This window comes from Streptomyces sp. NPDC058576 (genome assembly GCF_042718715.1).
Classification (GTDB): domain Bacteria; phylum Actinomycetota; class Actinomycetes; order Streptomycetales; family Streptomycetaceae; genus Streptomyces.
Window position 1 is genome coordinate 36,542 of record NZ_JBHXPF010000010.1, and the last position, 15,577, is coordinate 52,118.

Here is a 15,577-nt window from a genome sequence, read left to right on the forward strand (position 1 = left end):
ATCCCGCGCGCGCCGCCTTGGCCCGGGTGCGGGCCGGAAAACGAAAAAACCCCTCGCGGGTGCGAGAGGTCTGCGCGCGGGTCTGGGGCACTATGGCCGCGCCGTACGGGGTGGTACGGGCGGTCACTGCGGACCGGCGCGCCTGCTGCCAATAATCATGACGAACGAGGACACGGCAGAAGTCTCGCACAGTGACGCCGTCGTGACGCCGGTGTCTCAGTATGCGGTCGTGACGCTGGTCGCACCGCTCTTCGAGGACCCCGGCGTCAGCGTCTCGTCCAGGAACTCCGCCGCCTGGGCGAGCACCTGTTCCCGGCCCGTCCCCGGGATCCCGACCGTCACGTGGATGGAGAACCCGTCGAGCAGCGCCCGCAGCCGGGCCGCGAACCGGTCGGCGTCCACCGGCCGGAACTCGCCGCGCGAGATCCCCTCGGCGAGCAGCGCCACCAGGTCGCGGTGCCAGACCCCCTCGATGGCTGCCTGCCGGGCGCGGGCGTCGTCGTCGGCGTTCTGCGAGCGGCCCCAGACCTCCAGCCAGAGCGTCCAGTGGGGGTCCCGGTGCCCGGCGGGGAGGTAGAGGTCGATGTACGCCTCCAGCCGCCCCCGGGCCGTCCCCGGCCGGGCGAGGAGGCCGCTTCGCTCGGCCCCGAGGCGGCGCTCGCTCCACTCCAGGGTCTGGAGGAGCAGTTCGTCCTTGGTGCGGAAGTAGTAGAGCAGGTGCCCACTGCTCATCCCCACCTCGCGCCCGAGCCCGGCCATGGTCAGCCCGTCGAGCCCGCGCTCGGCGACAGTGGCCATGACGGCGGCGAGGACGTCCTCGCGGGGCGGGGCGGCGTGGTGGGTGCGGCGGGGGGCGGGGGTCATGGGACCGGACTTTCGGCAGGGGCCCTCGGGCCCGGGGCTCAGATCTTCGGCTGCTGCTGGGTGATGCAGTGGATGCCTCCACCGCCGGCGAAGATCGTACGGGCGTCGACGAGGGTCACCGTACGGTCGGGGAAGAGGCCCCGGAAGATCGCTGCGGCCTCCTCGTCGCGCGGGTCGTCGAAGGCGCAGAGGATCACGGCGTCGTTGCAGAGGTAGTGGTTGATGTAGGAGTAGTCGACCCACTCGCCGTCCTCGTCGCGCAGCACGGTGGGCGCGGGCACCTCGACGACCTCCAGGGCGCGGCCCCGGGCGTCGGTGGCGGCGCGCAGGACGGCCAGCAGCTCCTGGCTGACCTCGTGGTCGGGGTGGGCCGGGTCGGGCTGGACGTGCGTGAGGACGGTGCCCGGGCGGGCGAAGGCGGCGACGATGTCGACATGGCCGAGCGTGCCGTACGTCCCGTAGTCGCCGGTCAGCCCGCGGGGCAGCCAGATGGCCTTCTCGGTGCCGAGGCGGGCGTGGACCTCGGCCTCGACCTGCTCCTTGCTCCAGCCGGGGTTGCGCTCCTTGCCGAGCTGGACGGTCTCGGTGAGCAGGACGGTGCCTTCGCCGTCGACGTGGATCGCGCCGCCCTCGTTGACGAGCGGGGAGGAGTGCACGGGGGTCCCGGCCAGCTCGGCGACGGCCCGGGCGATGTGCTGGTCGCTCTCCCAGCGGGCCCAGCCCTGGGCGCCCCATCCGTTGAACGTCCAGTCGACGGCGGCGAGGGTGCGGCCGTCGGTGACGAAGGTGGGGCCGATGTCCCGCATCCAGGCGTCGTCGAGCGGCCGGACGACCAGCTCGACGTCGGGCCCGAGCAGCGCCGCCGCCCCCTCCTCCTGACCGGGCCCGACGACCACGGTGACCGGCTCGAAGCGACGTACGGCCCGGGCGACCGAGGCCCAGGCGCGGCGGGCCTCGTCCAGCTCGGCACCGGAGGCGAAGGTGGGGTTGGGCCCCGGCCAGGCCATCCAGGTGCGCTCGTGCGGGGTCCACTCGGGGGGCATGCGGAAGGGGGCGGGGGTGGCGGGCATGGGGGCTCCTGGGACGACGACTTTAGAACGCCACTCTAACCACGCTGGGAGCCTTGCGGGAGGGCTGGTCACGCCGCGTTCGAGCGGCGCTCCATTCGGCCGGATTCACTCGCCTCCTCGGTCGTACTCGGCGCGGGGCCCAGCCAGGAGCCCTGCGACGACGGCCAGCCAGCCGCTCGCCGTGTAGGGATCCGGCGGCTCGACCTCCATGCCCAGCTCGGCAACGGCGACGGCGTAGTCGACCTCTTCCAGGCCGAGAGCGAGCAGCTCGGCCACCTCACCGGCGAGGCGCGCCAGGACAGTCGGAGCGACCGACCCCGCGTAGTCACGTACGGCGGAGCTGTGATCCTCGAACTCATCGGGCAGGTCCTGGGAGAACCAGCCGCCCAGGAACTGATGAAGCTCGGGAAAGCGGGCGCGCCACTCCCCGTAAGTCTCGGGCACCGCCACCGGTGGCGGGACGCGGCCCTCCTCGGATCTGGTGAGCACGGTGCCTTCCGGTTCAGCAGGATGGTTCAGACATTCAGAAAATTCCAGAATACGGCGACTTCATCGTCATTCACGGCGATCAGTCCCGCGTCCCAGTCACTACGGCTGAAGGGCGAGTGACTGCGGTAGGACTGTTTGTAGAAATCGGGACGGTCGCCCTGCCAGCCCAGGTTGGTGTAGAAGCGGGTGCTCTCAGGGAAGCGCGAAAGGATCACATCGGCACGCCGTTCCATCTCCGGCCTGAGTTCATCCCAGCGCAAGGACCTGGAGAGATCCAGTCGGGATGTTCCGGCTCCGAGCAGGACGAGAAGCGACCGCACCGAAGTGCGGGGGACCTCCCCCACGAGCCGACGGCAGCGTTCCACGTCCGCGGGCGTGGAGGGGGCCTCCAGCCAAGGGAACAGCGGGTCCTCCAGCCGCTCGTCCTCTCCCTCGTCGGGATCGATGGACTCCCAGCCTCTCGGGTCCTGAGTCTCACGGCGCATGGCTGCTCCCGCATCGAGCCACCATTCTTCGTGCTCGCGCGGAACGACGCTGACGAACGTGACGAGCCATTCGTACAGCTTCAGGCCTTCCGACCACGCCGCCGAATCGAGCCGGTCTTCCTTCACGGCTCGCTCCGGTCCGGCAGTTGACCGGCGACACCGGCAAGCCAGCCGCCCGGCGTGTAGGGGGCCGGAGCGTCCACCTCCATGCCCAGTTCCGCGACGGCAACCGCGTAGTCGACCTCCTCCAGGCCTAGGGCGAGCAGTTCGGCCACCTCACCGGCGAGGCGCGCCAGGACAGTCGGAGCGACCGACCCCGCGTAGTCGCGTACGGCGGAGGTGTGATCCTCGAACTCATCGGGCATGTCCTGGGAGAACCAGCCGCCCAGGAACTGATGAAGCTCGGGAAAGCGGGCGCGCCACTCCCCGTAAGTCTCGGACACCGCCACCGGTGGCGGGACGCGGCCCTCCTCGACGCTCTGCTTGATGTGGTCGGCGAGTTGCAGCAGCCATCGCTGGATCCCGTCCTCCGGAAGACCGATGTCGGGGACGGGGGAGAACTCACCGAGGCGGTGTCGCAGCCGGCCGGGCGGATTCTGGGCATAGGCGCGGAGCTGCTGCTCGGCGATCGACAAGGCCCAGGGGCGGGTGTGCCAGGTGTGACGCAGATAGGCGGTGAGGGCCCGGCTGATCCGGTCAGGGGCGTCGTCGGCAGTGAGGCCGGCGTACGCGTCCATCACTTGGTCGAGCCCGCCGTAACGGCGGTCGAAATCCAGAGGCTTCATGGGCATGGCTGGTGCCTCTACAAATAGATCGGGAATGTGGCGTGCACGACGAAGCCGAGCGGGCTCGCAGTCTCCCGCCGCAGCACCACCCGCGCCGCACGCACGTCCACGGCTCCACGCCCGGCCAGTGCCATGGCTTGGATCAGGACGCGGCCGACCGGCTCCTCGCGGGAAGGCCAGGAGGCTTCGAGGGTCAGGCGGGGACGCGTACCTTGCGCCGGCCAGCGGTGGATGGCCTGCTCGTTGCGGGTGACGACTTGCTGGGCGGCCCACTGAGCGGTTTCCCGGTCGGGATACGTGGCGGATCTGGTGAGCACGGTGCCTTCCGGTTCGGCGTGGCGGATCAGGTGTTCTGGAAGTTCCAGAAGACGGCGACTTCGTCGTCGTTCACGGCAACCAGTCCGGCGTCCCAGTCGTAGCGACTGAAGGAGGCGTGGCCCCAGAAGGACAGTGTGTAGAAATCAGGATGGTCGCCCTTTCCACCCAGGTTGGTGTAGAAGCGGGTGCTGTCGGGAAAACGCGACAGGATCACATCGGCACGCCGTTCCACCTCCGGCCTGCGTTCCTCCCACCCCAGTCTCTTGGGGACGTCCACGCCGCCCGCCGCGACTCCGAGCAGAACGAGAAGCGACCTCACCGAGGAGCGAGGAATCTCCTTGACACGCCTGTTGTAGCGTTCCACATCCGCAGATGCGGAGGGCGCCTCCAACCACGGGAAAAGCGGGTCCTCCCGGCGCTCGTCCTCCCCGTCGTAGGGGTCGATGGACTCCCAGCCCCGCGGGTCGCGGGTCTCCAGACGCATGATCGCTCCCACATCGAGCCACCACTCGTCGTGCTCACGCCGAGCGACACCGACGAATGTGGAGAGCCACTCGTACAGCTTGAGCGCCTCCGACCATGCCGCCGCGCCAAGTCGGCCTGCTTCCATGATTCGCTCCATCATTCAGGTGCCGAGGTGTAGACGACAAATGGCGGATTCACATTCGAGTCGCACCTGAGGCGAGTGGTCACACCGAGAGCGTCCTTGGGCGGTCGGCGCGGTGCCGCTCCTGGCCTGCAGTGGAGCCGTACCGCCGGAAACCACGAGCGTGGCCCCACTCCAGATCCTCGAAATACGTACCGGCCCCCGCCCGGACAGGGGCAGGGGCCGGTACGCGCGTGGGCGGGACGTCCTAGCCGAGCGGGTGCATCCAGCCGTGGGTGTCCTCGACGACACCGCGCTGGATGTCGAGCAGGCGCTCCCGGAGCCTCATGGTGACCTCGCCGGGCTCGCCCTCGCTCTGGGTCCACTCGCCGCCCTCGGACTTCACCAGGCCGACGGGGGTGATGACGGCGGCGGTGCCGCAGGCGAAGACCTCGACGAGGGTGCCCTTGGCGGTGTCGTCGCGCCACTGGTCGATGGAGACCCGGCCCTCCTCGGAGCCGTAACCGAGGTCGCGGGCGACCTTGAGGAGGGAGTCGCGGGTGACGCCCGCGAGGAGGGAGCCGGTGAGGGCGGGCGTGATGATCTTCTTCGAGCCGTCCTCCTGGGCGTACACGAAGTAGAGGTTCATGCCGCCGAGCTCCTCGACCCACTTGTGCTCGACCGCGTCGAGGTAGGCGACCTGGGCGCAGCCGTGCGCGGCGGCCTCGGCCTGGGCGAGGAGGGAGGCGGCGTAGTTGCCGCCGGTCTTGGCGTCGCCCATGCCGCCGGGGACGGCGCGGACGCGGTTCTCCGAGAGCCAGATGGAGACCGGCTTCACACCGCCGGGGAAGTAGGCGCCGGCCGGCGAGGCGATGACCAGGAAGAGGTATTCGTTGGCCGGCTTCACGCCGAGGCCGACCTCGGTGGCGATCATGAACGGGCGCAGGTAGAGGGACTCCTCGCCGCCGTGCGCCGGGACCCACGCCTTGTCCTGCTGCACCAGCGCGTCGCACGCCGCGATGAAGGTCTCGACGGGCAGCTCGGGCATGGCGAGCCGGGCGGCCGAGCGCTGGAAGCGGCGGGCGTTGGCGTCGGGGCGGAAGGAGGCGACCGTGCCGTCGGGCTGGCGGTAGGCCTTCAGCCCCTCGAAGATCTCCTGGGCGTAGTGCAGGGTCATGTTGGCCGGGTCCAGGGACAGCGGGCCGTAGGGGACCAGCTCGGCGTCGTGCCAGCCGCGGCCCTCGGTCCAGCGGATCGTCACCATGTGGTCGGTGAAGTGGCGGCCGAATCCCGGGTTGGCCAGGATCGCCTCGCGCTCCGCGTCGGACAGCGGGTTCGAGGAGGGCTTGAGCTCGATCGTGGGCGTCGTCATGAGTGCGTGTCCTTCACCGGTCTTGTGTGTGATGGACCGCGCTCACGCCCGTCTCTGCCCGACGTTTTCGGTCAGGTCCTAGGACGTCCGAGCTTTACCGCGAGCCACGGCCCCGCGTTCGATTATCGCTTGCGGGGGGCCGTGCACGAAACGGGGTGAATACGGTCCAGGGGTCGATGGTGGCACCCGGGGGCCGCACAGGTGAAGCCGCCGGGCGCTGAGTGCGACCCGGCGGCTTCGCAGTGGAGTCGTCGGGTCAGCCCGCTACGCGTACCGCGAGCGCGTCGCCGATCTCGTCGGTCGTGCGCGTGACGGCCCCGTCGCGCTCCGCGAGATCGGCGGAGACGGCGTCCTCGATGCGCGTGGCCTCGGCCTCGTAGCCGAGGTGGCGCAGCAGAAGGGCGACGGAGAGGATCGTGGCGGTCGGGTCGGCCTTGCCCTGCCCCGCGATGTCGGGGGCGGAGCCGTGGACCGGCTCGAACATCGACGGGAACGCGCCCGTCGGGTTGATGTTGCCGGAGGCGGCCAGGCCGATGCCGCCGGAGACGGCGGCGGCGAGGTCGGTGAGGATGTCGCCGAAGAGGTTGTCGGTGACGATGACGTCGAAGCGCTCCGGCTGGGTGACGAAGAAGATCGTCGCGGCGTCCACGTGCAGGTAGTCGGTGCTGACCTGCGGATACTCGGCGGCGACCCGGTCGAAGGTGTTCTTCCACAGGTGGCCGGCGTAGACGAGGACGTTGTTCTTGTGGACCAGCGTCAGCTTCTTGCGCGGGCGGGCCGCCGCGCGCTCGAAGGCGTCCCGGACCACGCGCTCGACGCCGTACGCCGTGTTCAGGCTGACCTCGGTGGCGACCTCGGCGGGGGTGCCGGTGCGCAGCGAGCCGCCGTTGCCGGTGTACGGGCCCTCGGTCCCCTCGCGGACGACCACGAAGTCGATGTCGGGGCGGCCGGCGAGCGGGGTCGCGGTGTTCGGGAAGAGCTTGGAGGGGCGCAGGTTGATGAAGTGGTCGAACGCGAAACGCAGCTTCAGCAGGAGCCCGCGCTCCAGCACGCCGGACGGCACGGACGGGTCGCCGATCGCGCCGAGGAGGATGGCGTCGTGGTTCTTGAGCGCCTCCAGCTCCGCGTCCGGGAGGGTGTCGCCGGTGCGGTGCCAGCGCTGGGCGCCGAGGTCGTACTCCTTGGTCTCCAGCTTCACGTCCTGCGGGAGGACAGCGTTGAGGACCTTGAGGCCCTGGGCCACGACTTCCTGGCCGATTCCGTCACCGGGGATCACTGCGAGATCGATGCTGCGAGACATGCCGGAAGCCTAACGGTGCGTCCCACCCCATGACATCCGACGTCCACCATACGGACGGGAGCAAGGGTGTTCGGGTGTACGGGCGGGCGGTGCGCGGGGCCGCTCGGAGGCCGTTTCACGGGCGGGTGCGAGCGGGCGGCACGGGGGCCGCTGACGCGCCGGCCGCCGGTCTGCGGACGGGCGGCGGTGCGCCCCGGCTCAGTGGCCGGTCGAGCCGCCGTTGTCGCGGCGGTCCAGGGCGCGCTGGAGAGCGGCGGCGGCGTTCTTGCGGTCCGACTCGGACGGGCGGGGAGTGTGACGGACGCGGCGGGTGGTGGTGGGGGCCATGGTGGATCGACTCCTTGAGATCGCGTGGGTGCCGGGCGGGCCGCACATCGCGGTGCGGCGCGGAGGCCGGGCCGGGATCGGATTCCGAGGCGCCGGAAGGAGCGGGGAGCGTACGCCGCAGGGGTTACCTGCTTCGGGGCGTGCGCCCGCGACCGCCACAGTCGCTCGATCGAGCGATTCGTTCGGCTCCTACAAAGCTAGGACAGTCGGGCCGCTCTGTCTCTACAGTTAGTCGGACTTCCTACTATCTGAGACGGCCCGAGGGATCGCCGCAGGTCACAGCGTCGGAGGGAGTCGGCCCGCGCGCGGGCCCGCAGACGCGGAACAGCCCGACCGCGTCAGAGCAGGTCGCCGTCCCGCCAGTCGAAGTGGAGCGGGTCACCGGGCGCCGGCAGGGGCCGCCCGGCCGCGGGGCGGACATAGGTGCTGCCCTCCTCCTCGGGCAGCGGCACGGGTCCGGCCGGGCCGAGGGCTCCGAGCCGGCCCGGCCACACCTGCCAGCCGCGCGCCGCGTAGAGCGCCGCGCCGGCGTCCGAGGCGGACAGGGCTCCGAAGTCGTGCGCCCCGTCGATGACGCGCTCCAGGGCGTCCATCACCAGGTGTCCGAGGCCCTCGCGGCGGTGGTCGGCGCGGACGGCGACGGCTTCGACGTAGCCGACGCGGTAGGAGCGGTCCGCGTGCCGGACCTGGCGCCGGACGACGGAGCCGTGAGCGATCAGGAGGCCGTCCGCGTCGCGGATCAGGGCGTGCACGCCGCCGAGGGAGTGCTCCCAGTCCTCGTCGGCGAAGTCGTCGTCGAAGGCGCTGTCGAGCAGATCGCGGATCCGGGCCAGTTCGGCGGGGGTGAGCTCGAAGGTGTGGGCAATGCGCACTGCGGGAGGCTGGGCCATGGGGTCAGCCTTCCAGGCCGCTTCCCTGGCCGACAGCGCATTACCGCGCTGCCCGCACGCGCGGGCCCGCCCGGACCGGGGGTGCGGTGGTCCGGGCGGGCTGGGGCGACCGGTTCGGGGCGACCGGCGACGGGTGGTGGCTCTGTACACCCTCACGCCGTGCCCCTCGTGGCTCAGTACACCGTCACGCCGTACGCGGAGAGCGCCTCGGTCACCGGCTGGTGGATGGCCGATCCCGCGGTGCCCGAGCAGCCGGAGCTGCCGGAGTGGATGCCGAGGGCGACGGATCCGGCGAAGTGCGCGCCGCCGCTGTCGCCGCCGGCCGAGCAGGCGGTGGTGCGGACCATGTTGTAGACCGGCCCGTCGCCGTAGTTGACGGTGACGTTGACGGCGGTGACCGTGCCGGAGGTCACCTTGGTCGTGGAACCGCTCTTCTGGATCGCCTGGCCGACGACGGCGTTGGCGGCGGAGGTGATGTCGCGGGTGGAGCCGTTGTAGAGGTCGACGGTTCCGGCGGGCGAGGAGCCGTCGGTGTAGCGGACGATGCCGTAGTCGTTGGTCGGGAAGCTGGTGCCCTCCCGGACGCCGATCACCGAACCGCCGGAGGTGGCCGACCAGTTGGCGGAGATGTTGGTGCAGTGTCCGGCGGTCACGAAGTAACGGGCCCCGCCCTTGGTGACGTTGAAGGCGGCCGAGCAGCGGCTGCCGCCGCCGTAGATCGCGCCGCCGCCCAGCACCTCGCGGCGGAACTCACCGGGGACGCGCTTGATGTCGACCGCGCCGTCGAGCCGTTCGGCGACGGCTTCCAGGCGGGCCATCTCCCGGGCGGAGACGGAGGAGTCGGCCTCGACGGCGACCCGGTTGGTGCGCGGGTCGATGCCCCAGGAAGTGCCGGTGATCTTGGCCTCGGCCTCCAGGGTCTCCATGGCCGACCGGAGTTCGGCGGCGCCGCGGGCCACCCGGCGGACGGTGGCGCCGGTGGCGCGGGCCTGCTCCTCGGCCCGGTCGGTGGTGACGGTGACGACCAGCTTCCCGGTCTTCGCGTCGAGGTAGGTTCCGGCGGTGGCGGCGCCGAGCGCGCGGTCGACCTTGACGTCGAGCGCGTACGCGGACGGGGCGGGGATCGCCGAGGGGGCGGGCGAGGGGGTGTCGGCGGCGGTGGAGGGGGTGGCTCCGAGGCCGAGGGCACCGGCGACGAGCAGCAGGGAAACGCCGAAGCGCGCGCGGGAGTTGCGTCTCATGGGGGAACTCCTTCTCGGGTGACGCGTGGGGACGTACCGAGAAGGAATTTGACATGCCCATTACCTAATCCACAAGACCGCGTGACCCGGCGGCCGCCTGGACCGACCCGCGCACACCTGGGAGCCGCCCCGAACATGGAAACCGCCCCCCGCCCGGCAGGGGGGCCGGTCGGGGGGCGGTGCTCAGGGGATCTCCCGGGGGAGACCTCTGGTCCGGGTCGCCGTGCTGCGGCGCCCCGGGAGGGTGTCAGCCCTGGTGGGGGTAGGTGTAGTCGGTCGGCGGGACCAGCGTCTCCTTGATGGCCCGGGTCAGGGTCCAGCGCTGGAGGTTCTGCGGGGCGCCCGCCTTGTCGTTGGTGCCGGAGGCACGGCCGCCGCCGAAGGGCTGCTGGCCGACGACGGCGCCGGTCGACTTGTCGTTGATGTAGAAGTTGCCCGCGGCGTAGCGGAGCTTGTCCATCGTGTACGCGGCGGCCGCGCGGTCGCCCGCGATGACCGAGCCGGTCAGCGCGTAGTCGGAGACCGACTCCATCTGCGCCAGCATCGCGTCGTACTTCTCGTCCTCGTAGACGTGGATCGCGAGGATCGGGCCGAAGTACTCGGTCGTGAAGACCTCGTTCTCGGGGTCGGTGCACACGATGACCGTCGGACGGACGAAGTAGCCCACCGAGTCGTCGTAGCTGCCGCCCGCGACGACCGTGCAGGTCGGGTCGGCCTTGGCGCGGTCGATCGCGGCCTTGTTCTTGGCGAACGAGCGCTCGTCGATGACGGCACCGATGAAGTTGCTCAGGTCGGTGACGTCACCCATCGTGATGGAGTCGACCTCGGCCGCGAACTCCTCCTGGAAACCGGAGTTCCAGATGGAGGCGGGGACGTACGCCCGCGAGGACGCGGAGCACTTCTGGCCCTGGAACTCGAAGGAGCCGCGGGTCAGCGCGGTCTTCAGGATGGCGCGGTCGGCGCTGGGGTGCGCGACGACGAAGTCCTTGCCGCCGGTCTCGCCGACGAGCCGCGGGTAGGTGCGGTAGGTGGCGATGTTGTTGCCGACCGTCTTCCACAGGTGCTGGAAGGTGGGGGTCGAGCCGGTGAAGTGGATGCCGGCCAGGTCGCGGTGGTTCAGCGCCACCTCGGAGACGGCCTTGCCGTCGCCGGTGACCAGGTTGATGACGCCCTTGGGCAGACCGGCCTCCTCCAGGAGCTGCATCAGCAGCACGGCGGCGTGGGTCTGGGTCGGGGACGGCTTCCACACCACGACGTTGCCCATGAGGGCCGGGGCGGTGGGAAGGTTGCCCGCGATGGCCGTGAAGTTGAACGGCGTGATCGCGTAGACGAAGCCCTCCAGCGGGCGGTGGTCCATGCGGTTCCACACGCCCGGGGAGTTGGCCGGGGGCTGCTCGGCGAGGATCTGGCGCGCGTAGTGCACGTTGAAGCGCCAGAAGTCGATCAGCTCGCAGGGGGTGTCGATCTCGGCCTGCTGGGCGGTCTTGGACTGGCCGAGCATGGTGGAGGCGGCCAGCGTCTCGCGCCAGGGGCCCGACAGCAGCTCGGCGGCGCGCAGGATGATCGCCGCGCGGTCGTCGAAGGCCATCGCGCGCCACGCCGGCGCGGCGGCGAGGGCGGCGTCGACGGCGTCCTGGGCGTCCTGCTCGGTGGCGCCGGCGAAGGTGCCGATGACGGCCTGGTGGTTGTGCGGCTGTACGACGTTCACACGCTCGCCGCCGCCCATCCGCTTCTCGCCGCCGATGGTCATCGGCAGGTCGATCGGGTTGTCGGCGAGCTCCTTGAGCTTCACCTCCAGGCGGGCGCGCTCCGGGGAGCCCGGGGCGTAGGAGTGGACCGGCTCGTTGACCGGCGCGGGGACCTGGGTGACGGCGTCCATGGTTGCCTTGTCTCCTTGGTGTCGGCGGGGGTGTGGGTCAGCCCGGGGGCTGCTCAGCCCTTGGTGAGGATCGAGCGGCCGAAGAACAGCAGGTTGGCCGGCTTCTCCGCGAGGCGGCGCATGAAGTATCCGTACCAGTCGGTGCCGTACGCCGTGTAGACGCGCATCCGGTGGCCCTCGGCCGCGAGCCGGACGTGCTCGTCGCTGCGGATGCCGTACAGCATCTGGAACTCGTACTCGTCCAGTTTGCGCCCGGCCTGGCGGCCCAGCTCCTGGGCGATGGCGATGAGACGGGGATCGTGCGAGCCGATCATCGGATAGCCCGCGCCCTCCATCAGGATGCGGGTGATGCGGACGTACGCCTTGTCGATCTCGGCCTTGTCCTGGTACGCGACGGTGGCGGGCTCCTTGTAGGCGCCCTTCACGATGCGTACGCGGCTGCCGGCGGCGGCGAGGCGGCGGGCGTCGTCCTCGGTGCGGAAGAGGTAGGACTGGATGACGCAGCCGGTCTGCGGGAAGTCCTTCCGCAGCTCCTCGTGGATGGCGAACATCGAGTCGAGGGTGGTGTGGTCCTCGGCGTCCAGGGTGACCGTGGTGCCGATGGCGGCCGCCGCCTCGACGACCGGGCGGACGTTCGCGAGGGCCAGCTCATGGCCGCCCTCCAGCGCCTGGCCGAACATCGACAGCTTCACGGACATCTCGGCACGGGGGCCCAGGTCCAGGTCCTTCAGGCGCTCGACGAGCTCCAGGTACGCGTCGCGGGCGGCCTCGGCCTGCGCGGGGGTGGTGATGTCCTCGCCGACGACGTCGAGCGTGACCTCCAGGCCCCTGTCCGCGGCGTCCACGACGATCGGGACGACCTGGTCGACACTCTCCCCGGCGATGAAGCGGTCGACGACCTGCTTGGTGCCGGGCGCGGCCGAGACGAACCGGCGCATCTTGTCACTGCGCGATGCCGCGAGAATCACGGGACCCAGCACGGGGTACCTCCACGAATGTACGGACGAGGGGCCGTAACGGTACGAACATGAACGAACCGGTACGGCACGGATAACCACTGTGAAATCTAGGTACCCGGTGCGGGCTGTGCCATCGACACCTGTCACGCATCCGTGGCCACCATCTCAGACATCTGTATGAAGAAGACCGTGAAGGGGTGCAGAATGGCGGGGTGACAGGCGATTACCAGGAACTGGTCGACGAGATCTCGGCCCTCCTCGACGCCCCGGCCACCCTGGAGAACCGGGATTTCGGCCTGGTCGCCTTCGGAGCCCACGACAGCGACGACGACACCGCGATGGACCCGGTCCGCACCCGCTCGATCCTGACCCGCCGCTCCACACCGGCCGTGCGCGCCTGGTTCGAGGGGTTCGGCATCACCCGGGCGACCGGGCCCGTCCGGATCCCCGCCGCCCCCGAGGCCGGGGTGTTCCGGGACCGCATCTGCCTTCCGGTACGCCATCGGGGCGTCGTCCTCGGCTACGTCTGGCTGCTCGACGCCGACCCGGGCCCGACCGAGGAGCGGCTGACCGCCGCGATGGAGGTCGCCGCCCGGATCGGGGCGCTGCTCTTCGACGAGGCGCGGGCGGGCGCGGACCTCTCGCGGGAGTTCGGCGCTGTCCTCACGGCGGGTCCCGGCCGGCAGCATGACACCGCCGTCGCCGCGCTGGGCGAGGCCCTGGGGAGGGACGCGGAGGGGTTGCACACGGTGGTGTGCGTGACCCCCTGGGCGGACGACACGCCGTCGGTACGGGGCGTGCCCTCGGCGGCCGCGCTGGCGACGGTCGACGCGCCGGGGCCCGCCGGGAGGCTGTCGCTGGCCGCGCTCGTCCGGCTGCGCTCGCCGGACCGCCTGGACCCGGCCCTGAGCGCCGCGGACCGGCTGCGCACCGGTGCGGCCCCGGCCGCCACCGGGGGGATCGCCACGCCGCGCCGGGGCCTGGACAGGCTGACGGTCTCCTGGCACGAGGCCACGGCGGCGGCCCGCGCGGCCCGGGCCGAGACCCGCTTCGGCCCGGTCGCCCGGTGGTCGGCGATCGGCCCGTACCGCCTGCTGACCGCCCTCCCGGGCACCGGGAACGACCCCGGCGACCCGGCGGTCGCCTCGCTGCTCACACCGTTGCACCGGGAGCTGGCGCACACGGCGGAGGTGTTCCTGGACTGCGCGGGCCAGGCGAGCCGGACGGCCGCCGCGCTCGGCATCCACCGCCAGACGCTCTACTACCGGCTCTCCCGCATCCAGCAGATCACCGGCCTCGACCTGAACGACGGGGAGGACCGGCTGCTGCTGCACATGGCGGTGAAGCGGGCCCGGCTGTGACACCGGTGGGTTCGTTCAGGCCGTCTTACGGGGTCCGCTGCGGCGGTACCCCTCCCACACCGGGCCGCCCGCCGCGTCCAGGACCTCCGTGACCAGGGAGGTGAGGCCTTCCGGTGCACCGCGCAGCGCGGCCTGCGCCGCCTCGTCCAGGCGCGCGGCCAAGTCCGGCACGACAGATTCGAGGCGCCGGGCCAGCCACTTGCCGCCGCCGAGCCACGTGCCGTGGGTCAGCAGCGCCAGCTCGCCGGTCCGCCGGACGAGTTCGGCCACGACGAACAGCCGCTCCCCCGCATCCGTGACGACGGCGAAGTCGTCGAGCAGGTCCGTGAGCGCGTACCGGGCGTCTTCGAGCGCCGTGTCGGTGACCGGGGGCGGGCCGTCGGCCGCGAGGCGTTTCGCCTTCTCCGCGATCCGTGCTCCTGTCCCGTCGGCGTCGAGCAGCAGCGCCCCGTCGGCGCACATCCACAACAGGGCCGAGTTCCGCTGCACGATCTCCGGGGTGACAAAGCTGTGCCAGGAGTCCTCGGTGTGCACGAAGAGCTCCACCGGCCACTTCCCGTACCGCAGGCTCTCCCGGTACGGAGCGGGCGGGCCGTCGAGCAGCACGACGACGTCCAGATCGGACCGGGCGGTGCGCCGGCTCGTCAGGACACTGCCGCCGAGGAACGCGGCGCGGGCGTCGGGGTGGCGCTCCAGGACCAGGGCGCGGGCAAGATCGAGTACGTCCATGCCCCCACTCTGCCGTGGCCCCGCCGGCTCCGGGACACGGCCCCCGCGCCCGCCCGGCCGGATCACTTGCCGAAGCGGCGTTCCCGGTTCGCGTACGAGCGCAGCGCGCGCAGGAAGTCCACGTGCCGGAACGCCGGCCAGTAGCAGTCCACCCAGTGCATCTCGGCGTACGCGGACTGCCAGAGCAGGAAGCCAGACAGGCGCTGCTCGCCGGAGGTGCGGATGATGAAGTCGGTGTGGTCGGCGACGGGCGAGTAGAGGTGCCGGGAGATGTCGTCGATGCCGAACCGGGCGACCAGTTCGGCCGGGTCGCCCCCGGCCGCGATGTGCTCCTCGAAGGCGCTCTTCACGGCGTCGACGATCTCGCGCCGGCCGCCGTAGCCGACCGCCACGTCCACCTTGAGGCCGCCGCGCCCCGTCGTGGCGGCGGTGGCCTCCTTGAGCACCCGGGCGCTGGTGCCGGGCAGCATGTCGAGCGAGCCGATCGCCCGGACCTCCCAGTCCCGGCCCTCGGCCGTGATGTCGCGGACGGTGTCCTCGATGACCTCGATCAGCGGGCCGAGTTCTTCCGCGGGGCGGCCCAGGTTGTCGTCGGAGAGCATGAAGAGGGTCACGTGCTCGATCCCTGCGGCCGCGCACCAGCCCAGGAACGTGGTCACCTTGGCGCCGCCCGCCCGGTAGCCCTCCCGGACGTCCGTGTGCCCGGCCTTGCGGGCCCAGCGCCGGTTGCCGTCGACCATGATCCCGACGTGCTGGGGGCGCGGCAGGCCCACCAGGGTGGCGGCGAGCCGACGCTCGTACACCGCTTCGATCGGCCGCCGGAGGAACAGGGGGAGCAGTTTCATGAACCTTCTCCAGCACGGGACAGCTGATGTCGAGGGACCTTATCAGCGGCTCCGGCCGCCGCCTGCCGGAGCCTGGC

At 71.3% G+C, this 15,577-nt stretch carries 17 protein-coding genes; 1 reads left to right on the forward strand and 16 read right to left on the reverse strand.

What is annotated here, in order from left to right; genetic code table 11:
• Positions 1-216 precede the first annotated feature (216 nt).
• From ACFWRV_RS10790 to ACFWRV_RS10855, 14 genes are all read right to left on the reverse strand, one after another.
• On the reverse strand, positions 217-864 hold the full coding sequence (locus ACFWRV_RS10790; protein ID WP_384331457.1) for a TetR/AcrR family transcriptional regulator: 648 nt from the start codon (positions 862-864) through the stop codon (positions 217-219).
• Between the two features lie 38 nt (positions 865-902).
• On the reverse strand, positions 903-1,934 hold the full coding sequence (locus ACFWRV_RS10795; RefSeq protein ID WP_384331459.1) for an agmatine/peptidylarginine deiminase: 1,032 nt from the start codon (positions 1,932-1,934) through the stop codon (positions 903-905).
• A gap of 105 nt (positions 1,935-2,039) precedes the next feature.
• Positions 2,040-2,423, reverse strand: a complete 384-nt coding sequence (locus tag ACFWRV_RS10800; RefSeq protein WP_384331462.1) for a contact-dependent growth inhibition system immunity protein — start codon at positions 2,421-2,423, stop codon at positions 2,040-2,042.
• Positions 2,424-2,449: 26 nt separating this feature from the next.
• A complete protein-coding gene (locus ACFWRV_RS10805) occupies positions 2,450-3,034 on the reverse strand; it encodes a hypothetical protein (protein ID WP_384331465.1) in 585 nt (194 codons plus the stop codon).
• Positions 3,031-3,699 carry a contact-dependent growth inhibition system immunity protein gene (locus ACFWRV_RS10810; RefSeq protein ID WP_384331468.1) on the reverse strand — a complete coding sequence of 223 codons (669 nt, stop codon included), beginning with the start codon at positions 3,697-3,699 and terminating at the stop codon, positions 3,031-3,033. Before ACFWRV_RS10810 ends, ACFWRV_RS10805 begins: the two co-directional genes overlap by 4 nt.
• Before the next feature lie 11 nt (positions 3,700-3,710).
• Positions 3,711-4,010 carry an RNase A-like domain-containing protein gene (locus ACFWRV_RS10815; protein WP_384331471.1) on the reverse strand — a complete coding sequence of 100 codons (300 nt, stop codon included), beginning with the start codon at positions 4,008-4,010 and terminating at the stop codon, positions 3,711-3,713.
• Between the two features lie 26 nt (positions 4,011-4,036).
• A complete protein-coding gene (locus ACFWRV_RS10820) occupies positions 4,037-4,621 on the reverse strand; it encodes a hypothetical protein (RefSeq protein ID WP_384331474.1) in 585 nt (194 codons plus the stop codon).
• Positions 4,622-4,865: 244 nt separating this feature from the next.
• On the reverse strand, positions 4,866-5,969 hold the full coding sequence (locus tag ACFWRV_RS10825) for a branched-chain amino acid aminotransferase (protein ID WP_384331476.1): 1,104 nt from the start codon (positions 5,967-5,969) through the stop codon (positions 4,866-4,868).
• Positions 5,970-6,225: 256 nt separating this feature from the next.
• Entirely contained in the window at positions 6,226-7,269 is a 1,044-nt protein-coding gene (locus ACFWRV_RS10830; RefSeq protein ID WP_384331479.1) for a 3-isopropylmalate dehydrogenase, read from the reverse strand.
• Positions 7,270-7,467: 198 nt separating this feature from the next.
• On the reverse strand, positions 7,468-7,596 hold the full coding sequence (locus tag ACFWRV_RS10835) for a hypothetical protein (protein WP_384331482.1): 129 nt from the start codon (positions 7,594-7,596) through the stop codon (positions 7,468-7,470).
• A gap of 338 nt (positions 7,597-7,934) precedes the next feature.
• The gene (locus ACFWRV_RS10840; RefSeq protein ID WP_384331485.1) at positions 7,935-8,486 is read right to left on the reverse strand and encodes a GNAT family N-acetyltransferase; all 552 of its coding nucleotides are present in this window, start codon (positions 8,484-8,486) and stop codon (positions 7,935-7,937) included.
• Positions 8,487-8,659: 173 nt separating this feature from the next.
• The gene (locus ACFWRV_RS10845; RefSeq protein ID WP_384331488.1) at positions 8,660-9,727 is read right to left on the reverse strand and encodes a S1 family peptidase; all 1,068 of its coding nucleotides are present in this window, start codon (positions 9,725-9,727) and stop codon (positions 8,660-8,662) included.
• 247 nt (positions 9,728-9,974) lie between these two features.
• Positions 9,975-11,606 (reverse strand): L-glutamate gamma-semialdehyde dehydrogenase, encoded by a 1,632-nt coding sequence (gene pruA, locus ACFWRV_RS10850; RefSeq protein WP_384331491.1) that lies wholly within the window; start codon positions 11,604-11,606, stop codon positions 9,975-9,977.
• Positions 11,607-11,659: 53 nt separating this feature from the next.
• Complete coding sequence (locus ACFWRV_RS10855) at positions 11,660-12,586, reverse strand: proline dehydrogenase family protein (protein ID WP_384331494.1); 927 nt, start codon at positions 12,584-12,586, stop codon at positions 11,660-11,662.
• 191 nt (positions 12,587-12,777) lie between these two features.
• Here ACFWRV_RS10855 and ACFWRV_RS10860 point away from each other — a divergent pair, with 191 nt between their 5' ends.
• Positions 12,778-13,926: a PucR family transcriptional regulator gene (locus ACFWRV_RS10860; RefSeq protein WP_384331497.1), complete on the forward strand. Its 1,149-nt coding sequence runs from the start codon at positions 12,778-12,780 to the stop codon at positions 13,924-13,926.
• 15 nt (positions 13,927-13,941) lie between these two features.
• Here ACFWRV_RS10860 and ACFWRV_RS10865 read toward each other — a convergent pair whose 3' ends face one another.
• On the reverse strand, positions 13,942-14,655 hold the full coding sequence (locus tag ACFWRV_RS10865; protein WP_384331500.1) for a nucleotidyltransferase domain-containing protein: 714 nt from the start codon (positions 14,653-14,655) through the stop codon (positions 13,942-13,944).
• 62 nt (positions 14,656-14,717) lie between these two features.
• Complete coding sequence (locus ACFWRV_RS10870; protein WP_384331503.1) at positions 14,718-15,500, reverse strand: isoprenyl transferase; 783 nt, start codon at positions 15,498-15,500, stop codon at positions 14,718-14,720.
• Between the last annotated feature and the right edge of the window lie 77 nt (positions 15,501-15,577).

What these genes read in the sequence shown, in the direction of transcription:
- ACFWRV_RS10790 (WP_384331457.1), bottom strand. Translation starts at nt 864, where the DNA reads ATGACCCCCGCCCCCCGCCGCACCCACCACGCCGCCCCGCCCCGCGAG.
- ACFWRV_RS10795 (WP_384331459.1), bottom strand. Translation starts at nt 1,934, where the DNA reads ATGCCCGCCACCCCCGCCCCCTTCCGCATGCCCCCCGAGTGGACCCCG.
- ACFWRV_RS10810 (WP_384331468.1), bottom strand. Translation starts at nt 3,699, where the DNA reads ATGCCCATGAAGCCTCTGGATTTCGACCGCCGTTACGGCGGGCTCGAC.
- ACFWRV_RS10820 (WP_384331474.1), bottom strand. Translation starts at nt 4,621, where the DNA reads ATGGAAGCAGGCCGACTTGGCGCGGCGGCATGGTCGGAGGCGCTCAAG.
- ACFWRV_RS10825 (WP_384331476.1), bottom strand. Translation starts at nt 5,969, where the DNA reads ATGACGACGCCCACGATCGAGCTCAAGCCCTCCTCGAACCCGCTGTCC.
- ACFWRV_RS10830 (WP_384331479.1), bottom strand. Translation starts at nt 7,269, where the DNA reads ATGTCTCGCAGCATCGATCTCGCAGTGATCCCCGGTGACGGAATCGGC.
- ACFWRV_RS10835 (WP_384331482.1), bottom strand. Translation starts at nt 7,596, where the DNA reads ATGGCCCCCACCACCACCCGCCGCGTCCGTCACACTCCCCGCCCGTCC.
- ACFWRV_RS10840 (WP_384331485.1), bottom strand. Translation starts at nt 8,486, where the DNA reads ATGGCCCAGCCTCCCGCAGTGCGCATTGCCCACACCTTCGAGCTCACC.
- ACFWRV_RS10845 (WP_384331488.1), bottom strand. Translation starts at nt 9,727, where the DNA reads ATGAGACGCAACTCCCGCGCGCGCTTCGGCGTTTCCCTGCTGCTCGTC.
- pruA (WP_384331491.1), bottom strand. Translation starts at nt 11,606, where the DNA reads ATGGACGCCGTCACCCAGGTCCCCGCGCCGGTCAACGAGCCGGTCCAC.
- ACFWRV_RS10865 (WP_384331500.1), bottom strand. Translation starts at nt 14,655, where the DNA reads ATGGACGTACTCGATCTTGCCCGCGCCCTGGTCCTGGAGCGCCACCCC.
- ACFWRV_RS10870 (WP_384331503.1), bottom strand. Translation starts at nt 15,500, where the DNA reads ATGAAACTGCTCCCCCTGTTCCTCCGGCGGCCGATCGAAGCGGTGTAC.